The following is a 24308-nucleotide window of genomic DNA, read 5'->3' as shown; positions in this document are numbered from 1 at the left end:
ACATTGTTATATGTATTATAACTTTTTAAAGCTAAAAAATCGATTTAATATCACAAAAAATAAAGCCTTTTAATTAAAATGCTCACCTTATTCTTTAATTACATATTATTCATTACTTATAAAGTTATTTTATTTTGAATAAAGTTTATTTTTCACACAATTATTATTGGAAAACAAGCATAATTCTACTACAATAAGGGTGAGGAGGGATGTATCTATGTATAAAAATATTTTATTGGGTGTAGATATTCAACTTAAAAACGAAAAAGCATTAAAAGAAGTGTCCAAATTAGCTGGTAAAGATACTGTGGTTACTATTTTAAACGCTATTGGAGAACAAGATGCTCAAGCATCTATAAGAGCTGGTGTTCATCTTGATAAGCTATGCGAAGATCGTGACAAAGGTCTTGCAAAAACAAGAAAAATACTCGATGACTACGGTATTAAATATGACCAAATTATTGTGCGTGGCAGTGCAAAAGAAGAATTACTTAAGCACGCAAATAGTGGCAAATACGATATCATTGTTTTAAGTAACCGCAAAGCTGAAGAACAAAAGAAATTTGTTCTCGGTAGTGTCAGTCATAAGGTAGCTAAGCGCGCACACATCCCTGTATTAATCGTTAAATAGTTTCAATTCTGTATGAATATTAAAAAGGACTCAGTTATCACTAAGGTTTCTGAGTCCTTAAACTTTTACACTAATTCTATCTTAAAACTTAACCGCTTCACCTGGTTCAAGTATTTGTACATCACCATATGTTACAGCTTCTTTAAATTCTTGTGGATTTTGTTCAATTAATGGGAATGTATTGTAGTGTATTGGTACAGAAATTTTGGGTTGAATAAATTCATTAATCGCATAGCTTGCATCATCAATCCCCATTGTGTAATTATCACCTATTGGAATGAAGCAAACATCTACAGGATGACGTTGTGCAATCAACTTCATATCGCTGAATAGACCTGTATCTCCTGTATGATAAATTGTCTTACCTTCTGTTTCAATAATTACACCCATCGGCATACCCAGGTAGATTGGAATTCCGTCGTCATTTGTTAGGCTTGAACTATGGAAGGCTTGGACATATTTCACAGTTCCAAATTCGAATTCTGCCTTTCCTCCAATATTCATACCGCGAACATTTTCTACACCTTTGTTTGTAGTTAAATAACCCTCTAATTCTGCTGAACCAATCACCGTAGCATGATTACGATTTGCTAATTCAACCGTATCACCAAAATGATCTTCGTGTGCATGAGTTAATATAATATAATCAACCTCTAACGTTTGTTCATCTAAGTCACACTTGTCATTACCTGAAATAAAAGGATCGATAATAACTTTTTTACCGTTGCTCTCAAAATAAACTGTTGATTGTCCGTGAAATGAAAGTTTCATCATATTTCCTCCTTAAAACTTCTGTAATTTAGTTATACCCTACATATTACAATTTTAACAATAAATTATAAGTTAAAGATAGGATTCATTAATGAGTATATTTTGAAAAATAACCTAAATAGCCGTATTATGGATTTAAGATGATTTAGGAGGTAAACACATGACAAACACAGATACAATCATTGAAACGTTAAAGGATCAGCAAGCTGACGCTGCATGGATTACAACACCACTTAATATCTTTTATTTTACTGGTTATCGTAGTGAACCACATGAACGATTATTTGCTCTGCTAATTAAAAAAAATGGAGAACAAATATTATACTGTCCTAAAATGGAAGTTGAAGAAGTAAAAGCATCTCCCTTTGAAGGTAAAATCATTGGCTATCTAGATACTGAAAATCCATTTAATTTAATGACACAAACATTTAATAAAATGTTGATAGAAAGTGAGCATTTAACTGTTAAACGACAACGTGAATTGGCACAAGGCTTTAACGTAAAATCATTTGATGACATTGATTTTACTATTAAACAGTTAAGAAATATTAAATCAGCTTCTGAAATTGAAAACATCAAAAAAGCGGCCCAACTCGCTGATAAATGTATAGAAATTGGTGTTTCTTTCTTAAGAGTTGGTGTAAAAGAACGCGATGTTGTAAATCATATTGAAAATGAAATTAAAAAATATGGTGTTTCTGAAATGAGTTTTGATACCATGGTATTATTTGGCGACCATGCTGCATCACCTCATGGCACACCGGGAGATCGTGAGTTACAAGACAATGAATATGTCCTCTTTGATTTAGGTGTAATCGTTAACCACTATTGCAGTGATATGACTCGAACTGTGAAATTCGGTACACCTGAAAATCAAGCACAGGAAATATATGATATTGTATTAAAAGCAGAAACAACTGCAATTAAAGCTATTAAGCCAGGTGTAAAGCTTAAAGCAATTGATAAAATAGCACGAGATATTATTTCTGAGGCAGGTTATGGAGAATATTTCCCACATCGTTTGGGACATGGACTTGGATTAGAAGAGCATGAATATCAAGATGTTTCTAGTACAAATGAAAACGTATTAGAAGCTGGAATGGTCATAACAATTGAGCCTGGTATTTATGTACCTAACGTAACAGGAGTAAGAATTGAAGACGATATTCTAGTTACTGAAAATGGTTATGAAATACTTACGCGTTATGACAAATAAAATATTGCTATACTAAAACGTCCGGATAACTTTAATCCGGACGTTTTTCACCTCAATTATTTTTCTTTAAGCGCATCTTCAACTGAAAGGTATTCTAAATTAAATGCTTCAGCAACACCTTTATTTGTAACATGACCTTTATACGTGTTTAAACCTTGAGACAATGGTTGATTAGCTTTAAATGCTTCTTTATACCCCTTATTAGCTAGTAATTGTGCGTATGGTAGTGTTGCATTATTCAATGCAATCGTAGATGTGCGTGGTACTGCTCCAGGCATATTCGCAACTGCATAGTGCACCACGCCATGTTTAATATACGTAGGATCATCATGTGTCGTAATTTTATCTGTCGTTTCGAAGATACCACCTTGGTCTATGGCAATATCAACTACGACCGCGCCATCTTTCATTTGTTTAATCATATCTTCTGTAACAAGATTTGGTGCTTTAGCTCCTGGAATAAGTACTGCACCAATAACTAAGTCACTTTCTTTCACTGCATTTTCAATATTAAGTGGGTTTGACATAATAGTATGAATACGACCATCAAATAAATCATCAAGTTCCTGTAATCGCTTAGGATTTACATCTAAAATTGTTACATCTGCACCTAAACCAAGTGCAATCTTAGCAGCATTTGTACCAGCTTGTCCTCCACCAATGATTGATACACGTGCTTTAGGTACCCCTGGAACACCACCTAGCAAGATGCCCATTCCGCCTTTAACTTTTTGTAAAAATTCTGCACCGATTTGAGCTGACATTCGACCTGCAACTTCACTCATTGGTGTAAGCAATGGTAATGAACGATCTGGTAATTGCACTGTTTCATATGCTATCCCAACCACTTTATTATCGATAAGTGCCTGTGTTAATTTTTCTTCATTAGCCAGATGTAAGTAAGTAAATAAAATAAGACCTTCTTTAAAATATTGATATTCTGATTCCAATGGCTCTTTTACTTTGATAACCATTTCAACATCCCAAACATCAGATGCATCATTTATAATTTTAGCACCTGCCTGTTCATAATCAATATCTTCAAAAAATGAGCCCATACCAGCGTTAGTTTCAACAAGAACTTCATGCCCTTGCTCAACTAAAGCATGCACACCGCTGGGTGATAAGCCCACTCTGTTTTCATTGTTTTTTATTTCTTTTGGAATCCCTATTTTCATTCCTTCCACCTCCATTCATATCGTAACGCTATCACTATGAAAGCGCAATCAAAATATACACAAAATTGTAAAACTATATTAATTTAATATTCTGTAAATTGTGGTAAAATAAAATTAAGAAAAGCGAAAGGGGCAACCGCAATGTTAACTTATAAAAATATTCTAATCGCAGTAGATGGATCACATGAAGCTGAATGGGCTTTTAACAAAGCTGTAGATGTTGCAAAACGTAATGAGGCTAAATTAACGATTGTTAACATCATTGATTCAAGAACGTATTCTTCATATGAAGTGTATGATGCTCAGTTTACTGAGAAATCTAAAAACTTCTCAGAGGATTTACTGAGAGGCTATAAAGAAGTTGCTACAAAAGCAGGTGTTCCAACAGTTGAAACGCGTTTGGAATTCGGTTCACCAAAAGCTATTATTCCAAAAAAACTAGCATCTGAATTACATGCAGATTTAATTATGTGCGGTACATCAGGTCTTAATGCAGTTGAACGATTTATCGTTGGCTCTGTTTCAGAAGCTATTGTACGTCATGCACCATGTGACGTATTAGTGGTTCGTACTGAAGAAATCCCAGAAGATTTCCAACCACAAGTGGCTACAGCAGAACTTCGTAAGCAATATCAAGCGTAATTAAATCACTTTTATTTATATTATATTGACGAGGCAAAGACATAAATGTCTTTGCCCTTTTTTGTTACTATATTAAACGATACTAAGACATAGCTAAGTGCTTTTAAGTTCGAATTCCATAGGCGACACACTCACATGAGAAAACAGAACAAGGAGTCCAAAGCACAGTAAAGCTGGTTAAACCTTTTTTAGCAAAGCAAGTTGGGTAGCTGAAGTTCTCACCTATGTATGAGAAACAACAATTCACAATATTGAGTATAAAAGAAACACAAAGCTAATTTATGTCAAACCTGTAATACACCCTTATAATTAAAGGAGACGTCCCTATTTCAGAAACGTCTCCTTTTTAACTTTAAATTATTATAAATCGCCAAATTTAACTGTGTCTCTTGCAATCATAACTTCTTCATTTGTTGGAATAACTAAGACTTTTACTGGTGAATGTGGGTAATTGATAAAGGCTTCTTTACCACGTAATCCTTCATTCTTCTTAGGATCCCAATATACGCCCATAAATTCTAAGCCCTCAAGAACTTTTGCACGAACAACATCAGAGTTTTCTCCAACACCAGCTGTGAATACAATGACATCAACCCCATGCATTCTTGTAGCGTACGAACCAATGTATTTATGAATTCTCTCTGCAAAGACATCTAAAGCAATTTGTGCACGTTTATTACCTTCTTGAGCATCTCCTTCAAGGTCACGCAAGTCACTTGAAGTACCAGAAATACCTAATAAACCAGATTCTTTATTCAATACATTTAGAACTTCTTCAGCTGATTTATTTGTTTTTTCCATAATAAAAGGAATAAGTGCTGGGTCAATATTTCCGGAACGTGTACCCATAGTCACACCAGCTAAAGGTGTGAAGCCCATAGAAGTATCAATAGATTCTCCACCATCAATAGCTGCAATTGAGGCACCATTACCAATATGACATGTAATAATACGTAATTCTTCAATTGGTTTACCTAATAACTCTGCAGCGCGTTGTGATACATACTTATGACTCGTACCATGGAAACCATATTTACGAATGCCATAATCTTCGTAATATTGATAAGGTAAGCTATATAAATAAGCTTGTTCTGGCATTGTTTGATGGAATGAAGTATCAAATACTGCCACATGTGGAATATTAGGTAATAATTTTTTAAATGCTCTAATTCCCATCAAATTAGCTGGGTTGTGAAGCGGTGCTAATTCAGATAATGATTCAATTTGTTTCTCTACTTCATCAGTTACAAGAGCTGATGTTGGGAACAATTCACCACCATGAACAACACGGTGACCAGTTCCTTCAATATCATTGATATTTTCGATGAAGCCATGTTTTTCAAAACTATCTAACATGATATTAACTGCTTCTTCATGATCTTTAATATCTCTTACTTCTTTTACTTTTTCATCATTTACTTCTACAGTAAAAATTGAATCCTTTAATCCAATACGTTCAATTAAACCTTTTGTTACTAATTTTTCTTCAGGCATTCTAATCAATTGAAATTTCAAAGAAGAACTACCAGCGTTAATCGCCAAAATTAATTTCGACATTTGTCCTTGGCCTCCATTTTTTATAATAGTATCCTATACTATTTAACCATTAATACAGTAGTAATTCAAGAGTAATACAGTTTAATTTTCTGGATGATTTGTTACTAACCAATCATTCAATTCAGCAATAAATGATTGAAATTGATGTGGATTCTTAAAATCAGGTATATTAGCCAATAAAACTTCAACCGATTTAGTCACATGTGGTTTTTTCTTTTGTAAAATTAAAATAGATTTGCGCGCATGTTCACTTTTAAACAGTGTTTTAGGTAAGTTTAAAAATGCTTGCATTTCTGTTTCTGTAGCAATAAAATTCTGCAGCTGTTGTACCCTATCCCCTTCAAATATAGAGCTAGGTACTACTAAAAATGCATAACCACCTTGACGTAAAGCTGTTACACTCTGTTCAATCAATAAATGATGCGAAAAACTATGTCCTTCTTTAAATCCTAAAACCATATCTTTACTCCGTTCGTCAACAGGATAATATCCAATAGGAAAATCTCCAATCACAACGTCGGCTTCTTCTAAAGGTAGTGGCATGATAGCATCTTGAGGATATACATCAAAAGGTATTTCTAAAAAGTTCGCTAAATGGACACTTACTCTTGATAACACGGGATCAACTTCAATAAGATGATGCATGAGCGTCGATTCTTTCAATACTTCATTTACTGTTGCGCTTAAATGGCCAGCACCACTTGCCATATCAACAACATGTAATTCTTGCGATTTTGCCATAAACTTTTGAACTAAAAATCCCAAAATCAATCCTATTGAATCAGGGGTGATTTGATGATTGGCCTGTATTGTTTCTTCCTGTAATAAACTTAAATAGGCAAATTGAAAGGCTTTACGACGATCTTGTAATGTAGCTTGTTCAAGTAAATCTCGACGCTGTTGATACACATATTCCATCGCTAATCCTAGATTTTCGATAAAGCTTTGTCCATTTTCTTTATTCAAGCTCTTAGCCTTTTCATCAAGCGTTTTAAATAACGTTTCCATGATGGTTTCTTGTTCTTGCATGATAACGAGACTTCCTTTCTCATAAAAAATGTCCACATTATTTCTTGAGAAGTCAATATCTTTATGTTCTCATCGATTGAAATAACTGTGGACACATCAATTTAATATTATTAACAGATTATATTTGTTGATATGCTTCTAATGCAGCATCAAAGTTTGGAAAATCAGTGTTTTCACTTACAATTTCTTTATATACAACTTTATTATTTTTATCTAAGACGAATACTGCTCGATTTAATAATCGCATTTCTTCGATAACTACACCAAAATTTTTACCGAATGAAAGTTCTTTATGGTCACTTAACGTAATGACATTATCTAAACCATTCGCTGCACACCATCTCTTTTGTGCAAAAGGTAAATCTACAGAAATCGTTAATACAACACCGTCTTCTTTCGCTGCTTCTTCATTAAATTTACGCGTTTGTTGATCGCAAACACCAGTATCTATAGAAGGAACCACACTAATTAATTTCTTTTGTCCTTGATAAGTATCTAATGTTACCTCACTTAAATCATTAGCCAATACTGTGAAATTCGGCGCTTGATCTCCTTGTTGTACTTCTGAACCTAATAAATGAATAGGTTGGTTATTGAATGTGACTTCAGCCATAATCGATGACCTCCTAATAATGTTATATACTTCATATATGTCATCATACGCCATACATAATTACAAAATCAATCATTTAATCTATAAAGAAAGTACTATTTTTTCTTATAACCAATCTCTGACATAATCAAAAATATTTTTTAATATTAACATTGAAGTGACAGTGACAAATAATAATTTTATATATCCTACACCCTTGGCAATCGCAAAGCGCGCACCAACATATGATCCAACAATCATGCTTATAGCCATAATGAAACCAATCATATAATCAACATGCCCCAAAATCATAAACAAGATAAGTGCACCTATATTTGACGCAAAATTCAAAACTTTAGCATTTCCAGCTGCACTTAAAAAATCAAAACCAAATAGCAATAATACAAACAGCATAAATGAACCCGTACCTCCACCCAAAAAACCATCATAAAAACCAATAATAAGCATGAGTGTTACAAAAATTATTGCTTTTACAGGCGTTAATTTAGTAAAAGTACGTACACTTCCCCAATCTTTTTTCACTAGTGTATATACCATTACTAATGTCAATATGATAATAATTAATGGTTTAAGTACTTCTGCCGGCAGAAAGATAGCTAAACTAGCCCCTCCAGCTGCAAATATGAATACAAATGGAAAGAGCTTGAGAACGATGTTCAAATCCACATGTCCGGACCGAATAAATTTAATCGTACTCGTCAAGGATCCAAAACTGCTTGCAAGTTTATTTGTACCTAATGCTAATGCAGGTGGTAAACCAATTGCCAACAAAGCGGGCGTTGATATTAAGCCACCCCCACCTACAACAGCATCAATGAATGCAGCTAAAAAGCCAAATAAAATGATAATTAAAACAATGTAAATATTTATATCCATCACAGCATCCCCTTACACTTAATAACTATCAAAGATACTAAAATAATTCATTTATTAAAGCAGCTGTGTCTTCATCTTTTTTGCTTTTATAATTTTTATCTATTGTTAATGTTTCAATCTGCTCTACCGCTTGTTGTATCAAACTATCAAAATCAAACACACGCTCATATTTTTCAACCTTATCAAAATCTGGTTCTGTTACAGGATTTTTTGGTGTAAAAATAGTACAACAATCTTCAAACGGTTGAATTGATACGTCATATGTACCAATCTTGCGTGCCATTTTAACAATTTCTTCTTTATCAAGTGTCAATAGAGGACGTAATACAGGTGTAGAAGTAACATGATTAATAGCATACATACTTTTCAACGTTTGACTTGCTACTTGTCCTAGATTTTCTCCATTAACAATCGCATGTGCACCTATTTCATGAACAACTTTGTCAGCAATACGCATCATCATACGACGCGTAGATGTCATTGTGTATCTTGGGTGAACAACTTTGTTGATTTGTTTTTGTAAATTTGTAAATGGAACAATATGCAATTTAATTGGACCTACACGTTGAGACATAATGCGTGTAAGTTCAATGACTTTTTCTTTGGCTTTTTCACTTGTAAATGGTGGGCTATGGAAATGTATGGCTTCAATGGTTACACCACGACGCATTACTTCAATTCCTGCAACCGGTGAGTCAATACCTCCTGATAACATTAATAATGTTTTGCCACCTGTACCAACTGGCAACCCACCAGCGCCTTCAAAGATTTCATGATATACATAAATCGCGTCTTTTCTAACTTCAACACGTAGTTCATAGTCTGGTTGTTTTACGTTCACTGTAAGTCCAGGAACATTTTCAATAACAGCGCCACCCACTATACGTTGTAATTCATAAGTATCTAATGGAAAAGTTTTATCTGAGCGTTTAACATCAATTTTAAAAGAAGCATTTGTGTTAAAATTTAATGCTAATTTGATACAAAGTTGATTGATTTCATCAACAGTTTTGCCAGTTTTTAATACTGGACTTACTGATTTAATACCGTAAATTTGAGTTAAGCGCTGGATGACTTCATTACAATCCGTTTCTTCTTCTAAATCTATGTACATGCGATCTCTTTTTCCCATGACATGCGTGCCATTGATTGATTTTAATGCTTTATTCACATTGTCCTTTAAGCAGTTGACAAACTTTTTACGGTTAGCCCCTTTTAAAGTGAGCTCACCATACCTAACTAAAATATGATCATAATTCATTACTTTAATAACTCCTTCACTTCTCCATATATTTCATTAAATGCTTTTTTGAATGTATCTATATCTTCTTGGCTTGTAGTATCACCAAAGGATATTCTAATGCTTCCTTCAATGCGTTTATCTGACAATCCCATAGCTAACAATACTTCATTAAGTTTTTCTCTTTTAGAAGAGCAAGCACTCGTTGTTGAAACCATAACATCCAGTTTAGAAAATGCATTGACAAGTACTTCTCCTTTAACGCCTGGAAATGCGATATTAACAATGTGTGGTGCAGCATTTTCTGGCGAGTTTAAGTATACACCTGGATAATTTTTTAACATATCTACAATTTGCTGTTTAAATGATGCAAATTTTTCATACCGTGATAACAAGTGTTCATTAGCTAATTTTAACGCTTTGACCAAAGATACATCCATAGGCAAGTTAACAGTTCCACTACGTACACCATACTCTTGACCGCCACCTTGAATAATCGGTGTGAGCTTTCTAACATTATCTATGAGAAGTAAACCTTGTCCCTTTAAGCCATTAAATTTATGACCACTCAGACTCATGCTATTGATTCCTTCTATTAACAGAGGTATTTTACCAAATGCCTGTACAGCATCTACATGAAAATGCGCTTTAGGATAGTGCTTTAATAAATCTACAATAGCTTGTATAGGTTGAATTTGTCCCATAATATTATTAACATGCATACACGTTACAAGACCAACATCTTCGGACATTAATTGTTTTAAATGTTCCACATCTATTATTCCTTGCGAAGTAACATTTACATATTTTAATGTAAAACCTTCTTGTTCTAAACTACGCATTACTTCTAACACTGAAGGATGTTCTAAAACGGATGTTATAATGACATTAGCTGTATCTCTTTTTCTATAAGCGATACCTTTTAATGCGATATTGTTTGATTCAGTTGCGCCACTAGTGAATAGAACATCAAATTGCGGACAATTCATGATTTGTGTTACTTGCTTTTTCGCTTGTTGCAATATTTGCGCTGCTTGTAACCCAGCATAATGTGGGCTATTCGGATTATAATATAATGACTGATTCACCTTTACAAAAGAATCTATTACGTCTAGATTGGCTTTCGTTGTTGCCGCATTATCAAGATAAATCAAAACCAACACTCTCTTTCATTTAACTGTATTCTATTAAAACCATTATCTGCTATTTTTATAAAAATTAATACTCAAGCATTATACTATTTTTTTGAAAAATTAAAAGTAAATTTCTTCATTTGTCTCTTTTAAGATTCTACTGCCCAATTGAATTCGTAGAGCAGAGTGCAATTTAATTTTATTACGGAGTCAATATAGTATAAGTAGGCTGGAACATAATCAAATGTCCCAGCCTATTTTATGCATTTCTATTGTATAGTGCAATTATTCTTTTGTCATTTGTTCTTCTATATATTTTGTTATACCTGGTTCAACTTTCTCAAGTGCTTGTTCAGCAAGCTCAATTGATCGTTTATAACGATTGTTTTTAAATAGGCGTTCTGCTTCGTTTAGACTCTTATCTAAACTGTTATCATCTTTGCGATAGCGATTACCGTATTGTATTAATCGTTCAGCATAAACTGCATTTACTAATACATCATTAGCCTCGTCTTCAAACGTATTCATTTGAATTACAATTTTAGCAACTTTATCCTTTAATTGTTTGACATGAATAGGTTTGGTACTAAACTGTTCATTTACAGCTCTAACTTCGTGGTCAATCTCATTTTTCATAATGATAAATCGTTCTGGTACACTTGTTAGATTAGATGCAAGCAATCGACGATATACTTCTTCTTTTTTAGACTGTACACGTAAAAGATTATCTTCAGCATCTGCTTCATCTTCTCGTAATTGAATTAAATGATTTTGTAATTTTTCTTGATCCTCGTTTATTTCTGCAACATGATCGTCTAAATACTCTAAGTTGTCTTTAACTTCACTATAACGGACCGCTGACTTAGACATTTCTTGTAATATTTCATCGTAAACTGCAATTAGATTTTGAATTTCATTTTCATGCTGTCTCACGCTATGAACATCGCTCTCATTAATGAAATAATTTTCTTTAACATAATCTATTTCAGTTTTAAGTGTATAATTCATTTCTTTCGCTCTAAATAATGCGTCAGTAATGTCCTCTTTAGACTCTTCAACTTCATTTTTGGCTTTAACTTCATATTCAATTAAATCATACATTTCATCTAATTTATCATTAATGGCGTCTAATTTTTCATTTGCAGCTTCTAATTCTAATCGACTAATCATTGGCTCAACAAAACTTAATTCCGTTTTCAAACTTTGTAGCGTGCCATCAATTTTGACATGGTCTAAATCAAAACCATCAACTTTTAAGTCGCGACAGCCATATTTTAAATCTTGGAATTGTCCTGGTAATTCCTTTTGGGCTTCACGAATTAATTCCGGAATTTCTTCCATATATGTTTTAAGTTGTGTCATTGTTTCATTTAAGCCAGCAATGTGATTATGTGCTTGAACATAATTACCTTCTGCTTTAAGTGTTTCAAATTGATCAAGTTGCGGTTCGAATTGTTCAATTTGTTGTTCTAAAGGTGCAGCTGCTTCACCATATTGATGTCTATTAGCCAACACATCACGTTTCATTTCACGGTAATTTGTTTTACATTGTTGATAAATACTATCACTATCTTTATGTAAAGCTACAATTTCATCAACTTCTTTTAATTGTGACTGATACCCTTCTTCATAATGATCCATTAATTCATTGGCATCATCGATATCATTCTGAGCTGCTGAAAATTTAAATTTATCAAGCTGTTCTTCAGCACTTTGTAGTTTTTCTTCTACTGGTGCTAAATAATTAGTTGTGTTATCCATTGTAGCTTTTTTCAATGCATCATATTTCGTTTTTGTTTCACCTTTCAAGTTTAGCTTTGTTAATTTTTCTAGATTGCTTTCATAAGGTAACTGTTGAATTTCAACTTTACGTTCTTCAGCATTAGAAATTAAAGTTCGCTTGTTTGAGCGCAAAAAGAACATAATTCCTATAGCAATCAATAAAATGATGAAAATTGCTAAAATAATGTATAAGACCATCTCATTCTCCTCCTAATTTATCACATTTTATTATAACGTAATTTGCCCTGTGATTTAAGTGAAAAATAGATGAATTGCCGAATTTATTTTTACCTATTATAATATGAAGAAAAATGAGCGAGGTAATTTAATGACTGGTACAACATCTACAAATTATAATTTACTTTCAAAACAACTTCAGAGTTTAATAGAAGATGAAACTAATTTAATCGCTATATTAAGTAACACATCTGCTTTATTAAATGATAATCTCGACCAAATAAATTGGGTTGGTTTTTATTTAATAGACAATCAAGAACTAATATTAGGACCATTTCAAGGTCATCCAGCGTGTGTTCACATCGCTATTGGAAAAGGTGTGTGTGGCACTGCTGTTGCACAAAACCAAACACAGCGCATTGCGGACGTCCATCAATTTCCGGGACATATCGCTTGTGATGCACAAAGTAAATCTGAAATAGTCATACCTTTACATCAAAACAATGAAATTATTGGTGTATTAGATATTGATTCTCCTATTAACAGTCGTTTTACAGAGGAAGATCAGCGACAATTAGAAAACTTAGTATCAATTATCGAACAACAACTTTCTCTGTAGTTATATTTAAGTATTGACACTTTACCATAAAATGTTACAATAATATTTGTGTGAATTTACGAAAGTAGCAGCTATATATTATTAAGCGCTATGTTGTTCCCAAAGCGGACGTGTCGTGTAACTGTAGCTATAAGGCGAAGACACATAAAACAACATATCTTGATGAGCATATAGCACTCTTTTTTGTTTATTCATAACAACAAAAAAGAAAAGGAGGAGTCAATTTATGGCTCGATTCAGAGGTTCAAACTGGAAAAAATCTCGTCGTTTAGGTATCTCATTAAGCGGTACTGGTAAAGAATTAGAAAAACGTCCTTACGCACCAGGACAACATGGTCCAAACCAACGTAAAAAATTATCAGAATATGGTATGCAATTGCGTGAAAAACAAAAATTACGTTATTTATATGGTATGACTGAAAGACAATTCCGTAATACATTTGATATTGCTGCTAAGCAATATGGTGTACATGGTGAAAACTTCATGATTTTATTAGCTAGTCGTTTAGACGCAGTTGTTTATGCATTAGGTTTAGCCCGCACACGTCGTCAAGCTCGTCAATTAGTTGGTCATGGTCATATTGAAGTAGATGGTCGTCGTGTCGATATCCCATCATATTCATTAAAGCCTGGTCAAATGATTACTGTACGTGAAAAATCACAAAACTTAGATATTATTAAAGAATCTGTTGAAATCAATAATTTCGTTCCTGAATACTTAGATTTTGATGCAGATAACTTAAAAGGTACTTTCGTACGCTTCCCTGAACGTAGCGAATTACCAGCAGAAATCAATGAACAATTAATCGTTGAGTACTACTCAAGATAATAAGTGTTAGACTTTAGGACATTATTCCTAAAAAATTAGCCAGTAAATGCGTATTTTGTAAATGCATTTACTGGCTTTTTTACGTTACGGATGACTGTATGGCTTCATATTCCCTGTATTATCGTATTTTTACTTACAGGTCACAATTTAAAATTATTAACGCTTTCTTTATAGTTGAAAAAGTTCATCTGGTATATCTGTAATAATGCCATCGACACCTAGTTTAATAAGTGACTGTGCAGCTTTGGCTTCATTTACAGTGTACGGCATAACTTTGAGATTAACTTGATGTGCGCCATCGATAAATTTTTTAGTTACTATAGAGTAATTGGGATTAATATAGTCCGCATATTGTGAAATATCTTCAAAATTTGGTAAACGATGCCAATATTTCTTCTTACTTATCAATACACCAAGTTTGTATTCTGTCGTTTTTGTTGCTATAGATCGCACACTTTCTTCGTCAAACGATTGTAAAATCACTTGCCTTTTCGGCATATGATAGCGATCCAAAACGTCGAGTAACATATCTTCAATACCGGGATATTGTTGAGGAACTTTCAACTCTATCAATAATATTTTTGAATACTGTCGAGCTAATTGTAATATATCTTCTAATTTAGAGATTCGGGTTCCCTTAAAAGCTTCTCCCCATTTGATTCCAAAATCAAATTGTTGTAATTGCTCATATGTATAATCTATGACTTTTCCTCGGCCATTAGAAGTGCGATCAATTGTATCATCATGTATGACCACAAGTTGCTTATCTTTAGTGTAATGGACATCAATTTCTAACATATCTATTGGTAATTCTAAAGCCGCTTTTAAGCCTATATATGAATTTTCAGGATAACGTTTTGATAAACCACGATGTGCAACGATGCTAAACGTTGAATTAGGTCTTGAAATAGTCATTAAAAGTCCCCTTCCTTGCTTTCTATTTTAAATTATCTAAACTAAAGTTAACATATCAAACATGGAGGTCAAAGTTATATGGTTAAGCATGATTTTAAAGTAAAAACACATTGGACAGGAGGACGAGAAAGTATTGGTACCGTAGAAGGCGATATTTTGAATGAACGTATTTCCATTCCCTCATCTCTTGGTGGTAATGGCACCGGGACAAACCCAGATGAAATGTTAGTTTCAGCTGCCTCATCTTGTTATATCATATCACTCGCAGCCGCTTTAGAACGTGCAAGGTTTGATAACATTACTATTAAAAATGAATCTATAGGAACTGCTCAATTTAATCAAGGTAAATTTTCAATGATAAGAATTGTTCATAAACCAACAATATTTATTGATAAATTGCAAAGCAATCGTTTACAACAACGTATTTCAAAGCTAACTCAAATTGCTGATGAACATTGTATGATTTCAAATTCAATCAGAGGAAATATAGAGATTATTATTGAACCAACAATAGCAGAGAATTAACAATGCGTATTATTTTATATCAAGTGACTAAGTACAGCATTCTATGAACAAAAGTCCTGCAATGCGGAGAAAAAAGGCACGAAGAAGTTTTTTAAGTTGAAATCCTCTTTGTGTCTTTTTGGTATTTATGTCTTAAACTGTTTCAGCATTCAAATTGAAATTAGGTACAACTATCTCTATTTTTAAATATATAATATATGAAATTGCCTTTAAAATTTTCAGAATATTTGGTAAAATTGAAAAATCATCATATTGGAGGAAGTTTTATTATGCACTATTACGAAACTTTATTATTAACACCTGGTCCTACCCCAGTACCGAAAGAAATCAATGAAGCCATTCAATTGCCTATGGTAGGTCATCGCTCGGCCGACTTTGAAAACATAGCTAAGACGGCATTTACATCTCTGAAAAAGATTTTTGGCAGTACAAATGATGTTATGGTATTAACTTCAAGTGGAACAAGCGTATTAGAAGCAAGTATGTTAAATATCGTTAATCCAGATGACCATTTTGTCGTTATTGTCTCTGGAGCTTTTGGTAATCGTTTTAAACAAATTGCAGAAACATATTATCAAAATGTACATGTTTTTAATGTAGCATGGGGAGAAGCTGTTGACATTGATGCATTTAAAAATTACTTATCTAATCTAAATGAAACGATTACAGCTGTATTTTGTCAGTATTGTGAGACATCAACTGGTGTCTTGCATCCCGTTGGACAAATAGGATATGCAATTAAATCTTTTGATCCTGACATTTATTTTGTCGTTGATGGTGTCAGTTGCATTGGTGCTGTTGACGCAAATATGGAGCGGGACAATATCGACGTGCTAATATCAGGTAGTCAAAAAGCTATTATGCTGCCACCAGGACTTGCTTTTGTCGGATACAATGATCGAGCACTCGAAAGATTTCAAGAAGTAAAGACGCCCAGATTTTATTTAGATTTAACTAAATATCATTCATCATTAATACAACATAGCACACCTTTCACACCAAATGTAGCACTCTTTAGAGCACTTAACCGCTATAGCGCGTTAATCGAAAATGAAGGATTTGAACATGTTATTAAACGACATAATATCATTAAACAAGCTTTAAGAACCGCACTAAAGGCTTTAGATTTAGACTTATTAGTAAAATCACAAGACGCCTCACCTACCGTCACTGCTTTTATACCAAAAGATAGTGCTGAGCTCAAATACATTAAAGATTCATTAAAAGCAAACTATCGTATTACAATTGCTGGTGGCCAAGGCAAACTTAAAGGTCAGATTCTGCGCATTGGTCATATGGGAAAGGTTTCACCATTTGATATTCTTTCTGTTGTTGCAGCGTTAGAAACGATTTTATCTGACTATCGCAAAATGAATTATATTGGTAAAGGCATGAAAGCATATATGGAGGTAATTCATCATGAAGCATAAGATATTAGTAGCAGACCCTATATCTAAAGAAGGTCTTACGGCATTAATAAATAATCCCAACTTTCAATTAGATATTCAAACTAATTTATCAGAAAATGAATTGTGTGAAATGATTGATAGTTATGAAGCTCTAATTGTTCGTAGCCAAACACAAGTCACTGCTAAAGTATTAGAATCTGCCTCACACCTCAAAGTTGTTGCACGTGCTGGAGTTGGCGTTGACAACATTGACATAAATGCTGCTACATTAAACGGTATAATCGTGATTAATGCACCTGATGGAAATACGATTTCAGCAACTGAACATTCAGTTGCTATGCTCTTAGCAATGGCACGCAATATTCCAAATGCACATGCTTCATTACAACAAGGAGCATGGAATCGTAAAGCATTTCGTGGTGTAGAACTTTATCAAAAAACTCTGGGAGTAATTGGCACTGGGAGAATTGGTCTTGGGGTAATTAAACGTTTGCAAAGCTTTGGTATGACTGTTTTAGCATATGATCCATTTTTAACTAAAGAAAAAGCCAAAGAATTAAATATCGTTATAGCCTCACTAGATGAGATAGCTAAAAAAACAGATTTTTTAACTGTGCATACACCTTTAACTGAGAAGACAAAAGGTATGATTGGAAAGGACTTCTTTAATAAAGCAAAATCAACATTACAAGTGATTAACGTTGCACGTGGTGGTATTATAGATGAAGCAGCTTTATTTGAAGCAATAGATAAAAAACAAATTGCCAAAGCTGCCATCGATGTCTTTGAAGAAGAACCTCCAACTAATTCACCTTTAATTAGTCACGACGATATTATTGTAACGCCTCATTTAGGTGCCTCAACTATTGAAGCCCAAACCAAAGTAGCCATTTCAGTTTCGGAAGAACTTGTAGACTATTTTGAGAAAGGATTAATTAAGCATGCGATTAACGCGCCAACATTAGATTTTTCTAATATTAGCAACACTGCTCGAGAATTCATTAAAGTTAGTGAAATTGCAGCTGAACTTGCTGTGCAATTATTTGATCACGCACCAGAAGACATTAAAATCACAGTAAGCGGAGAAATTGTTGAACCGCACGCAGATTTAATCTTGCGTTCATCCATTACACAGTTACTAAAACCACATTTTGGCCATCGTGCAAATTTAATCAATGGTTTAGCATTATTAAAAGAACAAGAAATTAATTATCAAGTTGAAACAAGAACATCAGCTGGCTCAGCTTTTAAGAATTATGTTGAAATACGTTTGCAACATCAATCATATTCTCTAACTATTGGTGCAACCGTTATTGAAGGGTTTGGTCCAAGAATTATAAGAATTAATGATTTCTCAGTCGATTTTCAGCCTAATGCTTATCAATTAATAACTTATCACAACGATGTGCCTGGAATTGTCGGTCGAACAGGAGCGTTGCTTGGTCAAGAACAAATCAATATTGCAAGTATGTCGTTAGGTAGAAATACTGAAGGCGGACAAGCCATGATGATTATTGCTGTCGATCAACCAATCACAGACAAAGTTATTCAACATCTCAAACAAACCCAGCAATTCACAAAGATTCATGGAACAATTCTATCGATTCCTAACACAGAGTCTAAGGCATAAAGTTTTCTCCAAGAACTTAGAATAATATCATAAACTATATATACAGAATGGACCATCAATCTCAAAATTATGAGGCTGGGACATAAATCTCAGAAAAATAGCAGTCAGATGAATTGAATTCAACTCATTTGACTGCTTCTTTTTTATTGAATACTTCGTATTGTTGGCTCGCTTTCTTAGGAGACAGCTTCAGCCACCCCAACCTACACTACCAATAGAAACTTCAGTTTTAATATATTCAAATGATATCACCTACCATATTCATGATATTGTGAAAACCAAGCCCTAAGAAAAATTTAGTCATTTTCAATCCATTACATTTATGTCCCAGACTGTTCAAAATAATCCGTAAATAATCCATTATATATAACTTACCAATCTTTATCTATAGTAGAATGCTTCTAATTTCACCAACATGGTTGATAATAAAGTCTGCCCCATGCTGTTCTAATTCAAGACGAGCTGATTTGCCGCTCAATCCAGTTAATGTTCCAATAAACGTTGCTCCAATTTTTTTCGCACACAATAAATCTGCTAGTGAGTCTCCCACAATATAAACATCTGTACCACAAACGATATGATTTTGATTTTTGATATATTCACTGTAATGCTCACGATGATTTCCATTTAATGTTGCTATATAACTAAATGGATTCGGCTTACCTAAAGGTGCAGAAGATGGATATTGTGATTCAGCAGTTAATACCTCTGATGCGGTCACAATATGTGATTGATCAAACCATTGTAATAAACTAAATGATTTAAACGGCACAATTGTTTCTGTTCTAGGTCTGCCTGTTGCAACAGCCAATTGATAGCCTGCTGCATTTAAATCATGTAATAATTGTTGAATTTCCGCTTCAGGCCGTAATAAAATTTCTTGAAAAATAAAGCCTTTTTTAAAGGTGCTTCTTGGTTTTTTCTGTTCAATCTCTTCATATAAACTTTGTCCTAAATACCATTCTTGATAAACCTCTTGCGTAAAATGCCACAGCGTACTTTTTAAATTAAACATATCATCTTGAACAATCTCTAGCTCCTGTTGTGCATATTGCTTTAATGATTCATATATTTGAGTTTTCCCATGTGTTGTCGTTGATAAAAAATGCTTAACATTTAGTGGTGAAAGGCTCGGTTGTTGATTTAAATGTTGCTTAATAAATGCAATATTGTCTACAGTAAAATGCTGACTTGACAGCACAGCCTCTCTATCTCCTTTAGAAAGCTCCTTCAAAATATGTATAAAATGAATGCTAAAAACAATAAATAACATATCCCAATTCGAATTAAGACCCAGTGATTTAAAATGATTTAAAATCTTATCATTCTGAAATATCTCATTTCTAATTTGTTGAATTTGATCATCTGTTAAATCACTATATTGTTTAATAGGTTGAAGGCCTAAATAATCTTCACTATGTAATAATTCATCAACTGTGAGTGCTGAAACATCAAAACAACGTTCTTCACTTAAAAAAACGCCATCAACATCAAATAATATAGATTTCACTCACACCACATCCTCTCTATTACTTTTCTTAATCATACCTAATTGATATGTTTGGTGCAAATGCAAAATGCGGTTAAACAGTACGTCAATGTAGACATTTGCTTAACCGCATTTTAATGCTATTTAAATTCTACAATTGCTTTTCAATTTCATCAGCAACTTGTTGAACATGCGTTCCTACAATTACCTGCGCTGAATGGTTGCCACTCTTAGTAACACCTACTGCCCCAGCATTTTTTATTTTCTGTTCGTCTATCACTACATTATCCTTCAGTTCCATTCTAAGACGTGTCGCACAATTCGTTAATGATACAATATTATCCTTACCGCCAAGCCCTTCTAAAATCTGTTTAGCAGTATTGTAATATTTACTTTGACCCTCACCATTATCTGGAACTGCGTGATGATTGTTATCAGTTTCAGTAGGATCAGCAAGCAAATTATCCCCTCTACCAATTGTATTTAAGTTAAAGACCTGTATAACAACTCTAAAAATAACATAATATAATACAAAGAAACACACGCCTTGTACTAATAACATCAACGGATGATTTGCAACAGGATTAATTAATGATAGAGAATAGTCTATCAATCCTGCACTAAATGCAAACCCTGCAGTCCAATGAAACAATGCTGCAATAAATAGTGATAACCCAGTTAATAATGCATGAATAATAAATAAAACGGGTGCTACAAACATGAAAGCAAATTCGATAGGTTCAGTTACACCAACAAAGAATGCACCAATTGAGCTAGCTAAAAACCAAGCATACACTTGCTTTTGCTGTTTGCTTTGAGCCGTATGATAAATCGCTAAAGCAGCAGCTGGCATACCGAACATCATTACTGGGAAGAAACCTGCTTGATAACGTCCTGTAATGCCTTTTACGGCATCTTTACCACTCTGGAATTTACCAATATCATTGATGCCAATAGTATCGAACCAGAATACACTATTTAATGCATGATGTAATCCAGTTGGTATTAATAACCGATTAAAGAATCCATATAAAAATGCGCCAAATGGTCCAAACCCTGTGATTGTTTTTCCAAAAGTAACTATAGCATTATAAACAACTGGCCAAGCTACAAGAAGCACCAACACCAAAAACGTACAGAAAAATGCAGTTAATATCGGCACTAATCTACGTCCACTGAAGAAAGATAGCGCAACTGGTAATTCTGTTTCACTAAATTTATTATATGTATACGCTGCTATTAAACCGATAACAATACCAATAAAAACATTTGAATTATTCATTTGTGAAAAAGCTAAATCTAGACTATTTTCTTTAACATGTAAAACTGGAGCTATCTTGGCTGGTGACAAAACAACAGTTACTAGCAAATAACCTGTCACTGCTGCAAGCGCAACTGCCCCATCATTCTTTTTCGCCATACCAATCGCTACACCAATTGCGAATAAAATACCTAATTGTTCCAGTATGGTTGAACCAACAGTAGTAAAGAACAAAGCAACTTGTGCCCAGATATGCAACGCATTTAATGCATTACCTATTCCAGTAATAATCGCAGCAGCAGGTAATATTGCTACTGGTAACATTAGCGAGCGACCTAAATTTTGAAAAAACTTACCCATATTATCAATCCTTAATACGTATTTATTTTTATTACTTATTTATTATAATTGCCAAACAAATAAATAACCATATGCATTTTGTATTTTTATAGATTTATTTGAAAATGTTAACAAAATATTTAATATTACGAAACTTCTAATACAAAGTATATATTGCATAATCTTCATAGCTTGCACGCTTCTATTTTAGTTATGAATTTACCTTTAGCAATATTACATAGCAGTTTAATTAATCATTGTTTCATCTTTAATGTGTAAAAAGTAAAAGCGAACTTCTATTAAATTTTAATAAAAATCCGCTTTATTTCACTATATATTTTATCTTCAACCTTAAATTTGTTGGTAATATAACAATTTAATTATTTTTCATAATATAAGACATTTAACTCTTTCTGTAATTCCCCTGTTCTTTTTTCAATTTCTTTGGTAAGATATTCAATCTTTTCATTACGTTTTAATTCTTTTGGAATATCACTAAGATAAATAGGTTTTCCAAATTTAATTGTGGCACGACCAGTCAACAATCCTAAAATATGCTTTGGTCCAACGTAAGCAGCTGGTAAAATCGGCGACTTACTTAACAAAGCAATTGTAGAGGCACCTCTTTTTAATGGTGCGCCTTCTGTAGATGTTCGATGTCCTGTTGGAAAGATACCTACCGTTTTATTTTGCTTTAATAAATTAATAGGACGTTTTAATGTACTAGGACCTGGATTTTCTCTGTCTACTGGAAATGCGTTTAAAGAAGTTAAAAATTTGCCTATCCATTTATTTTTAAATAATTCTTTTTTAGCCATATAATTAATTTCATTTGGCACAAGCGCTAGCGCTAACATAATGACTTCGTTATAGCTTTCATGTGTACATGTCACAATATATTTACTATCCTTCGGTACATTTTCTTTCCCTAATACATATAAAGATTTAGCCCCTTTTACTAACAAGACATTTAATAATTTACTGATGATTTGATACATAATGGCACCTTCTTTGCTTTTATTTCAACAAATTGAATTTTATCATTATATTCTTGCCTTAACAAGCAGCGTCAAAGATACTTCTAAAGTCTGATAGTAATTTACTAGAATTATTGTTGAAAACCATACATAATAATATTATGTATGAAATAGGAGGTAGACAATGTCAATATTCAATCAACATTATAGAAATCCAAAACCTCGTTTTCCTTTGTTTAAAACAATAGTCATTGCTATTGTTGCAGGAATCATAGGTGCATTAATCGTCTTAGGTATTGGAAAAGCGCTAAATCATACTAGCTTGAATCAAAATGGTTCGCAAGTGCAAGAGGCAACAAACTCTAAAGGTGGCAATCGGCTGGATGGTAAAAGTGAAAAATACAATTCTGTCAACCAAATGATTAAAGATGTATCACCTTCAATTGTGGGTGTTATTAATATGCAAAAAGCTTCAAGTATTGATGACTTGCTGCGTGGTAAATCCACAAAATCACAAGAAGCAGGTGTTGGTTCTGGTGTAATATATCAAGTTAATAATGATTCATCTTATATTGTAACGAATAATCATGTTATTGATGGCGCGAATGAAGTTAAGGTACAATTACATAATGGTAAACAAGTTGATGCTAAACTCGTTGGTAAAGACGCGGTTTCAGATATTGCAGTTTTGAAAATCAAACAAACAAATGGAGTTAAAGCCATTAAATTTGCTAATTCTAGCAAAGTGCAGACAGGTGACTCTGTATTTGCAATGGGTAATCCTTTAGGACTTGAATTCGCTAATTCAGTTACTTCAGGTATCATTTCAGCCAACGAACGTACCATCGATGCAAATACATCGTCTGGCGGTACGAAAGTGACTGTCTTACAAACTGATGCTGCGATTAATCCAGGTAATTCTGGAGGTGCACTTGTTGATATAAACGGTAATCTTGTGGGCATAAATTCAATGAAAATTGCCGCTGAACAAGTTGAAGGTATCGGCTTTGCTATTCCTAGTAATGAAGTTAAAGTTACGATTGAACAACTTGTAAAAAACGGCAAAATCGAACGTCCTTCAATTGGTATTGGATTACTAAATTTAAGTGAAATTCCAGACTCGTATCGTGAAGAATTGCATACAAATCGAAAAGAAGGCGTATATGTGGCTAAGGTTGAACATGGAAGTACGATCAAGAAAGGTGATATTATTACAAAGATAGATAATACAACAGTTAAAGAAGATACCGATTTAAGAACGTACTTATATCAACATAAAAAACCTGGTGAAAAGGTAACTTTAACTATTATTAGAGACGGAAATACAAAAGAAATCGACGTAACATTAAAAAGTCAAAAAGCATCTCATACTTCAGAGTCATCAAGAAGTAGCCAATTTGCACAATAACTTCTTAGCATTTGAATTTAATTTATATAAAAAGGGTCTGGGACATACATCTCAGAAAAACA

General features: G+C 33.4%; 22 protein-coding genes. 9 read left to right on the top strand and 13 right to left on the bottom strand.

Annotated features, from left to right (window positions below):
* The first annotated feature begins 217 nt into the window (after nucleotides 1–217).
* On the top strand, nucleotides 218–631 hold the full coding sequence (locus HMPREF2864_RS00630) for a universal stress protein (protein ID WP_070544745.1): 414 nt from the start codon (nucleotides 218–220) through the stop codon (nucleotides 629–631).
* A gap of 81 nt (nucleotides 632–712) precedes the next feature.
* Here HMPREF2864_RS00630 and HMPREF2864_RS00625 read toward each other — a convergent pair whose 3' ends face one another.
* Nucleotides 713–1402, bottom strand: a complete 690-nt coding sequence (locus HMPREF2864_RS00625; RefSeq protein ID WP_037545471.1) for a metal-dependent hydrolase — start codon at nucleotides 1400–1402, stop codon at nucleotides 713–715.
* A 160-nt stretch (nucleotides 1403–1562) separates the two neighbouring features.
* Here HMPREF2864_RS00625 and HMPREF2864_RS00620 point away from each other — a divergent pair, with 160 nt between their 5' ends.
* Complete coding sequence (locus HMPREF2864_RS00620; protein ID WP_070572084.1) at nucleotides 1563–2618, top strand: M24 family metallopeptidase; 1056 nt, start codon at nucleotides 1563–1565, stop codon at nucleotides 2616–2618.
* 56 nt (nucleotides 2619–2674) lie between these two features.
* Here the strand turns inward: HMPREF2864_RS00620 and ald are convergent, their stop codons facing one another.
* Nucleotides 2675–3796: an alanine dehydrogenase gene (gene ald, locus HMPREF2864_RS00615; RefSeq protein ID WP_070544743.1), complete on the bottom strand. Its 1122-nt coding sequence runs from the start codon at nucleotides 3794–3796 to the stop codon at nucleotides 2675–2677.
* A gap of 141 nt (nucleotides 3797–3937) precedes the next feature.
* Between ald and HMPREF2864_RS00610 the strand changes: the two genes are divergently transcribed.
* On the top strand, nucleotides 3938–4438 hold the full coding sequence (locus tag HMPREF2864_RS00610; RefSeq protein WP_002458864.1) for a universal stress protein: 501 nt from the start codon (nucleotides 3938–3940) through the stop codon (nucleotides 4436–4438).
* A 360-nt stretch (nucleotides 4439–4798) separates the two neighbouring features.
* Here the strand turns inward: HMPREF2864_RS00610 and HMPREF2864_RS00605 are convergent, their stop codons facing one another.
* The 7 genes from HMPREF2864_RS00605 to ezrA all read right to left on the bottom strand — a co-directional run bounded on the left by HMPREF2864_RS00605 (nucleotide 4799) and on the right by ezrA (nucleotide 12866).
* A complete protein-coding gene (locus HMPREF2864_RS00605; RefSeq protein ID WP_002458863.1) occupies nucleotides 4799–5995 on the bottom strand; it encodes an acetate kinase in 1197 nt (398 codons plus the stop codon).
* A gap of 81 nt (nucleotides 5996–6076) precedes the next feature.
* Nucleotides 6077–7024 (bottom strand): class I SAM-dependent methyltransferase, encoded by a 948-nt coding sequence (locus HMPREF2864_RS00600; protein WP_002478040.1) that lies wholly within the window; start codon nucleotides 7022–7024, stop codon nucleotides 6077–6079.
* A 118-nt stretch (nucleotides 7025–7142) separates the two neighbouring features.
* Entirely contained in the window at nucleotides 7143–7637 is a 495-nt protein-coding gene (gene tpx, locus HMPREF2864_RS00595) for a thiol peroxidase (protein WP_002478039.1), read from the bottom strand.
* Between the two features lie 105 nt (nucleotides 7638–7742).
* Nucleotides 7743–8513: a TSUP family transporter gene (locus HMPREF2864_RS00590; protein WP_002458860.1), complete on the bottom strand. Its 771-nt coding sequence runs from the start codon at nucleotides 8511–8513 to the stop codon at nucleotides 7743–7745.
* 37 nt (nucleotides 8514–8550) lie between these two features.
* Nucleotides 8551–9774 carry a tRNA uracil 4-sulfurtransferase ThiI gene (thiI, locus tag HMPREF2864_RS00585; RefSeq protein WP_002478038.1) on the bottom strand — a complete coding sequence of 408 codons (1224 nt, stop codon included), beginning with the start codon at nucleotides 9772–9774 and terminating at the stop codon, nucleotides 8551–8553.
* Nucleotides 9774–10907, bottom strand: coding sequence for a cysteine desulfurase family protein (locus HMPREF2864_RS00580; protein WP_002478037.1), 1134 nt, complete (start codon nucleotides 10905–10907; stop codon nucleotides 9774–9776). The genes thiI and HMPREF2864_RS00580 overlap by 1 nt, the downstream gene beginning before the upstream one ends.
* Before the next feature lie 264 nt (nucleotides 10908–11171).
* Nucleotides 11172–12866 (bottom strand): septation ring formation regulator EzrA, encoded by a 1695-nt coding sequence (gene ezrA / locus HMPREF2864_RS00575; protein ID WP_002478036.1) that lies wholly within the window; start codon nucleotides 12864–12866, stop codon nucleotides 11172–11174.
* A 130-nt stretch (nucleotides 12867–12996) separates the two neighbouring features.
* Here ezrA and HMPREF2864_RS00570 point away from each other — a divergent pair, with 130 nt between their 5' ends.
* Nucleotides 12997–13464, top strand: coding sequence for a GAF domain-containing protein (locus tag HMPREF2864_RS00570; RefSeq protein WP_002478035.1), 468 nt, complete (start codon nucleotides 12997–12999; stop codon nucleotides 13462–13464).
* A 226-nt stretch (nucleotides 13465–13690) separates the two neighbouring features.
* The gene (gene rpsD / locus HMPREF2864_RS00565; RefSeq protein WP_070544740.1) at nucleotides 13691–14293 is read left to right on the top strand and encodes a 30S ribosomal protein S4; all 603 of its coding nucleotides are present in this window, start codon (nucleotides 13691–13693) and stop codon (nucleotides 14291–14293) included.
* Between the two features lie 168 nt (nucleotides 14294–14461).
* On the opposite strand, the gene HMPREF2864_RS00560 is transcribed toward rpsD, so the two are convergent.
* On the bottom strand, nucleotides 14462–15208 hold the full coding sequence (locus HMPREF2864_RS00560; RefSeq protein WP_002458854.1) for a glycerophosphodiester phosphodiesterase: 747 nt from the start codon (nucleotides 15206–15208) through the stop codon (nucleotides 14462–14464).
* Nucleotides 15209–15286: 78 nt separating this feature from the next.
* Here HMPREF2864_RS00560 and HMPREF2864_RS00555 point away from each other — a divergent pair, with 78 nt between their 5' ends.
* The 3 genes from HMPREF2864_RS00555 (at nucleotide 15287) to serA (ending at nucleotide 18772) form a co-directional block, all read left to right on the top strand.
* A complete protein-coding gene (locus tag HMPREF2864_RS00555) occupies nucleotides 15287–15733 on the top strand; it encodes an SACOL1771 family peroxiredoxin (RefSeq protein ID WP_002458853.1) in 447 nt (148 codons plus the stop codon).
* Between the two features lie 269 nt (nucleotides 15734–16002).
* Entirely contained in the window at nucleotides 16003–17163 is a 1161-nt protein-coding gene (locus tag HMPREF2864_RS00550) for a pyridoxal-phosphate-dependent aminotransferase family protein (RefSeq protein WP_070572081.1), read from the top strand.
* A complete protein-coding gene (gene serA, locus HMPREF2864_RS00545; RefSeq protein ID WP_070572080.1) occupies nucleotides 17153–18772 on the top strand; it encodes a phosphoglycerate dehydrogenase in 1620 nt (539 codons plus the stop codon). Before HMPREF2864_RS00550 ends, serA begins: the two co-directional genes overlap by 11 nt.
* 385 nt (nucleotides 18773–19157) lie before the next feature.
* Here the strand turns inward: serA and HMPREF2864_RS00540 are convergent, their stop codons facing one another.
* The 3 genes from HMPREF2864_RS00540 to HMPREF2864_RS00530 all read right to left on the bottom strand — a co-directional run bounded on the left by HMPREF2864_RS00540 (nucleotide 19158) and on the right by HMPREF2864_RS00530 (nucleotide 22859).
* Nucleotides 19158–20282 (bottom strand): HAD family hydrolase, encoded by a 1125-nt coding sequence (locus tag HMPREF2864_RS00540; RefSeq protein ID WP_002492601.1) that lies wholly within the window; start codon nucleotides 20280–20282, stop codon nucleotides 19158–19160.
* Between the two features lie 130 nt (nucleotides 20283–20412).
* A complete protein-coding gene (nagE, locus tag HMPREF2864_RS00535) occupies nucleotides 20413–21882 on the bottom strand; it encodes an N-acetylglucosamine-specific PTS transporter subunit IIBC (protein ID WP_062077740.1) in 1470 nt (489 codons plus the stop codon).
* 359 nt (nucleotides 21883–22241) lie between these two features.
* Nucleotides 22242–22859, bottom strand: coding sequence for a lysophospholipid acyltransferase family protein (locus tag HMPREF2864_RS00530; RefSeq protein WP_002458847.1), 618 nt, complete (start codon nucleotides 22857–22859; stop codon nucleotides 22242–22244).
* Nucleotides 22860–23022: 163 nt separating this feature from the next.
* Between HMPREF2864_RS00530 and HMPREF2864_RS00525 the strand changes: the two genes are divergently transcribed.
* Nucleotides 23023–24246: a S1C family serine protease gene (locus HMPREF2864_RS00525; RefSeq protein WP_002492617.1), complete on the top strand. Its 1224-nt coding sequence runs from the start codon at nucleotides 23023–23025 to the stop codon at nucleotides 24244–24246.
* The last annotated feature ends 62 nt before the right edge of the window (nucleotides 24247–24308 follow it).

This window comes from Staphylococcus sp. HMSC059F04, assembly GCF_001812565.1.
Taxonomy (GTDB): Bacteria; Bacillota; Bacilli; order Staphylococcales; family Staphylococcaceae; genus Staphylococcus; species Staphylococcus lugdunensis.
The sequence above is the reverse complement of the archived record's forward strand: the minus strand, read 5'-3'. Positions and strand labels throughout refer to the sequence as shown.

What these genes read in the sequence shown, in the direction of transcription:
- HMPREF2864_RS00530 (WP_002458847.1), bottom strand. Translation starts at nt 22,859, where the DNA reads ATGTATCAAATCATCAGTAAATTATTAAATGTCTTGTTAGTAAAAGGG.
- HMPREF2864_RS00590 (WP_002458860.1), bottom strand. Translation starts at nt 8,513, where the DNA reads ATGGATATAAATATTTACATTGTTTTAATTATCATTTTATTTGGCTTT.
- HMPREF2864_RS00610 (WP_002458864.1), top strand. Translation starts at nt 3,938, where the DNA reads ATGTTAACTTATAAAAATATTCTAATCGCAGTAGATGGATCACATGAA.
- HMPREF2864_RS00555 (WP_002458853.1), top strand. Translation starts at nt 15,287, where the DNA reads ATGGTTAAGCATGATTTTAAAGTAAAAACACATTGGACAGGAGGACGA.
- HMPREF2864_RS00605 (WP_002458863.1), bottom strand. Translation starts at nt 5,995, where the DNA reads ATGTCGAAATTAATTTTGGCGATTAACGCTGGTAGTTCTTCTTTGAAA.
- rpsD (WP_070544740.1), top strand. Translation starts at nt 13,691, where the DNA reads ATGGCTCGATTCAGAGGTTCAAACTGGAAAAAATCTCGTCGTTTAGGT.
- HMPREF2864_RS00625 (WP_037545471.1), bottom strand. Translation starts at nt 1,402, where the DNA reads ATGAAACTTTCATTTCACGGACAATCAACAGTTTATTTTGAGAGCAAC.
- HMPREF2864_RS00525 (WP_002492617.1), top strand. Translation starts at nt 23,023, where the DNA reads ATGTCAATATTCAATCAACATTATAGAAATCCAAAACCTCGTTTTCCT.
- HMPREF2864_RS00620 (WP_070572084.1), top strand. Translation starts at nt 1,563, where the DNA reads ATGACAAACACAGATACAATCATTGAAACGTTAAAGGATCAGCAAGCT.
- HMPREF2864_RS00550 (WP_070572081.1), top strand. Translation starts at nt 16,003, where the DNA reads ATGCACTATTACGAAACTTTATTATTAACACCTGGTCCTACCCCAGTA.
- ald (WP_070544743.1), bottom strand. Translation starts at nt 3,796, where the DNA reads ATGAAAATAGGGATTCCAAAAGAAATAAAAAACAATGAAAACAGAGTG.
- HMPREF2864_RS00600 (WP_002478040.1), bottom strand. Translation starts at nt 7,024, where the DNA reads ATGCAAGAACAAGAAACCATCATGGAAACGTTATTTAAAACGCTTGAT.
- ezrA (WP_002478036.1), bottom strand. Translation starts at nt 12,866, where the DNA reads ATGGTCTTATACATTATTTTAGCAATTTTCATCATTTTATTGATTGCT.
- HMPREF2864_RS00630 (WP_070544745.1), top strand. Translation starts at nt 218, where the DNA reads ATGTATAAAAATATTTTATTGGGTGTAGATATTCAACTTAAAAACGAA.
- tpx (WP_002478039.1), bottom strand. Translation starts at nt 7,637, where the DNA reads ATGGCTGAAGTCACATTCAATAACCAACCTATTCATTTATTAGGTTCA.
- serA (WP_070572080.1), top strand. Translation starts at nt 17,153, where the DNA reads ATGAAGCATAAGATATTAGTAGCAGACCCTATATCTAAAGAAGGTCTT.
- thiI (WP_002478038.1), bottom strand. Translation starts at nt 9,774, where the DNA reads ATGAATTATGATCATATTTTAGTTAGGTATGGTGAGCTCACTTTAAAA.
- HMPREF2864_RS00560 (WP_002458854.1), bottom strand. Translation starts at nt 15,208, where the DNA reads ATGACTATTTCAAGACCTAATTCAACGTTTAGCATCGTTGCACATCGT.
- HMPREF2864_RS00570 (WP_002478035.1), top strand. Translation starts at nt 12,997, where the DNA reads ATGACTGGTACAACATCTACAAATTATAATTTACTTTCAAAACAACTT.
- nagE (WP_062077740.1), bottom strand. Translation starts at nt 21,882, where the DNA reads ATGGGTAAGTTTTTTCAAAATTTAGGTCGCTCGCTAATGTTACCAGTA.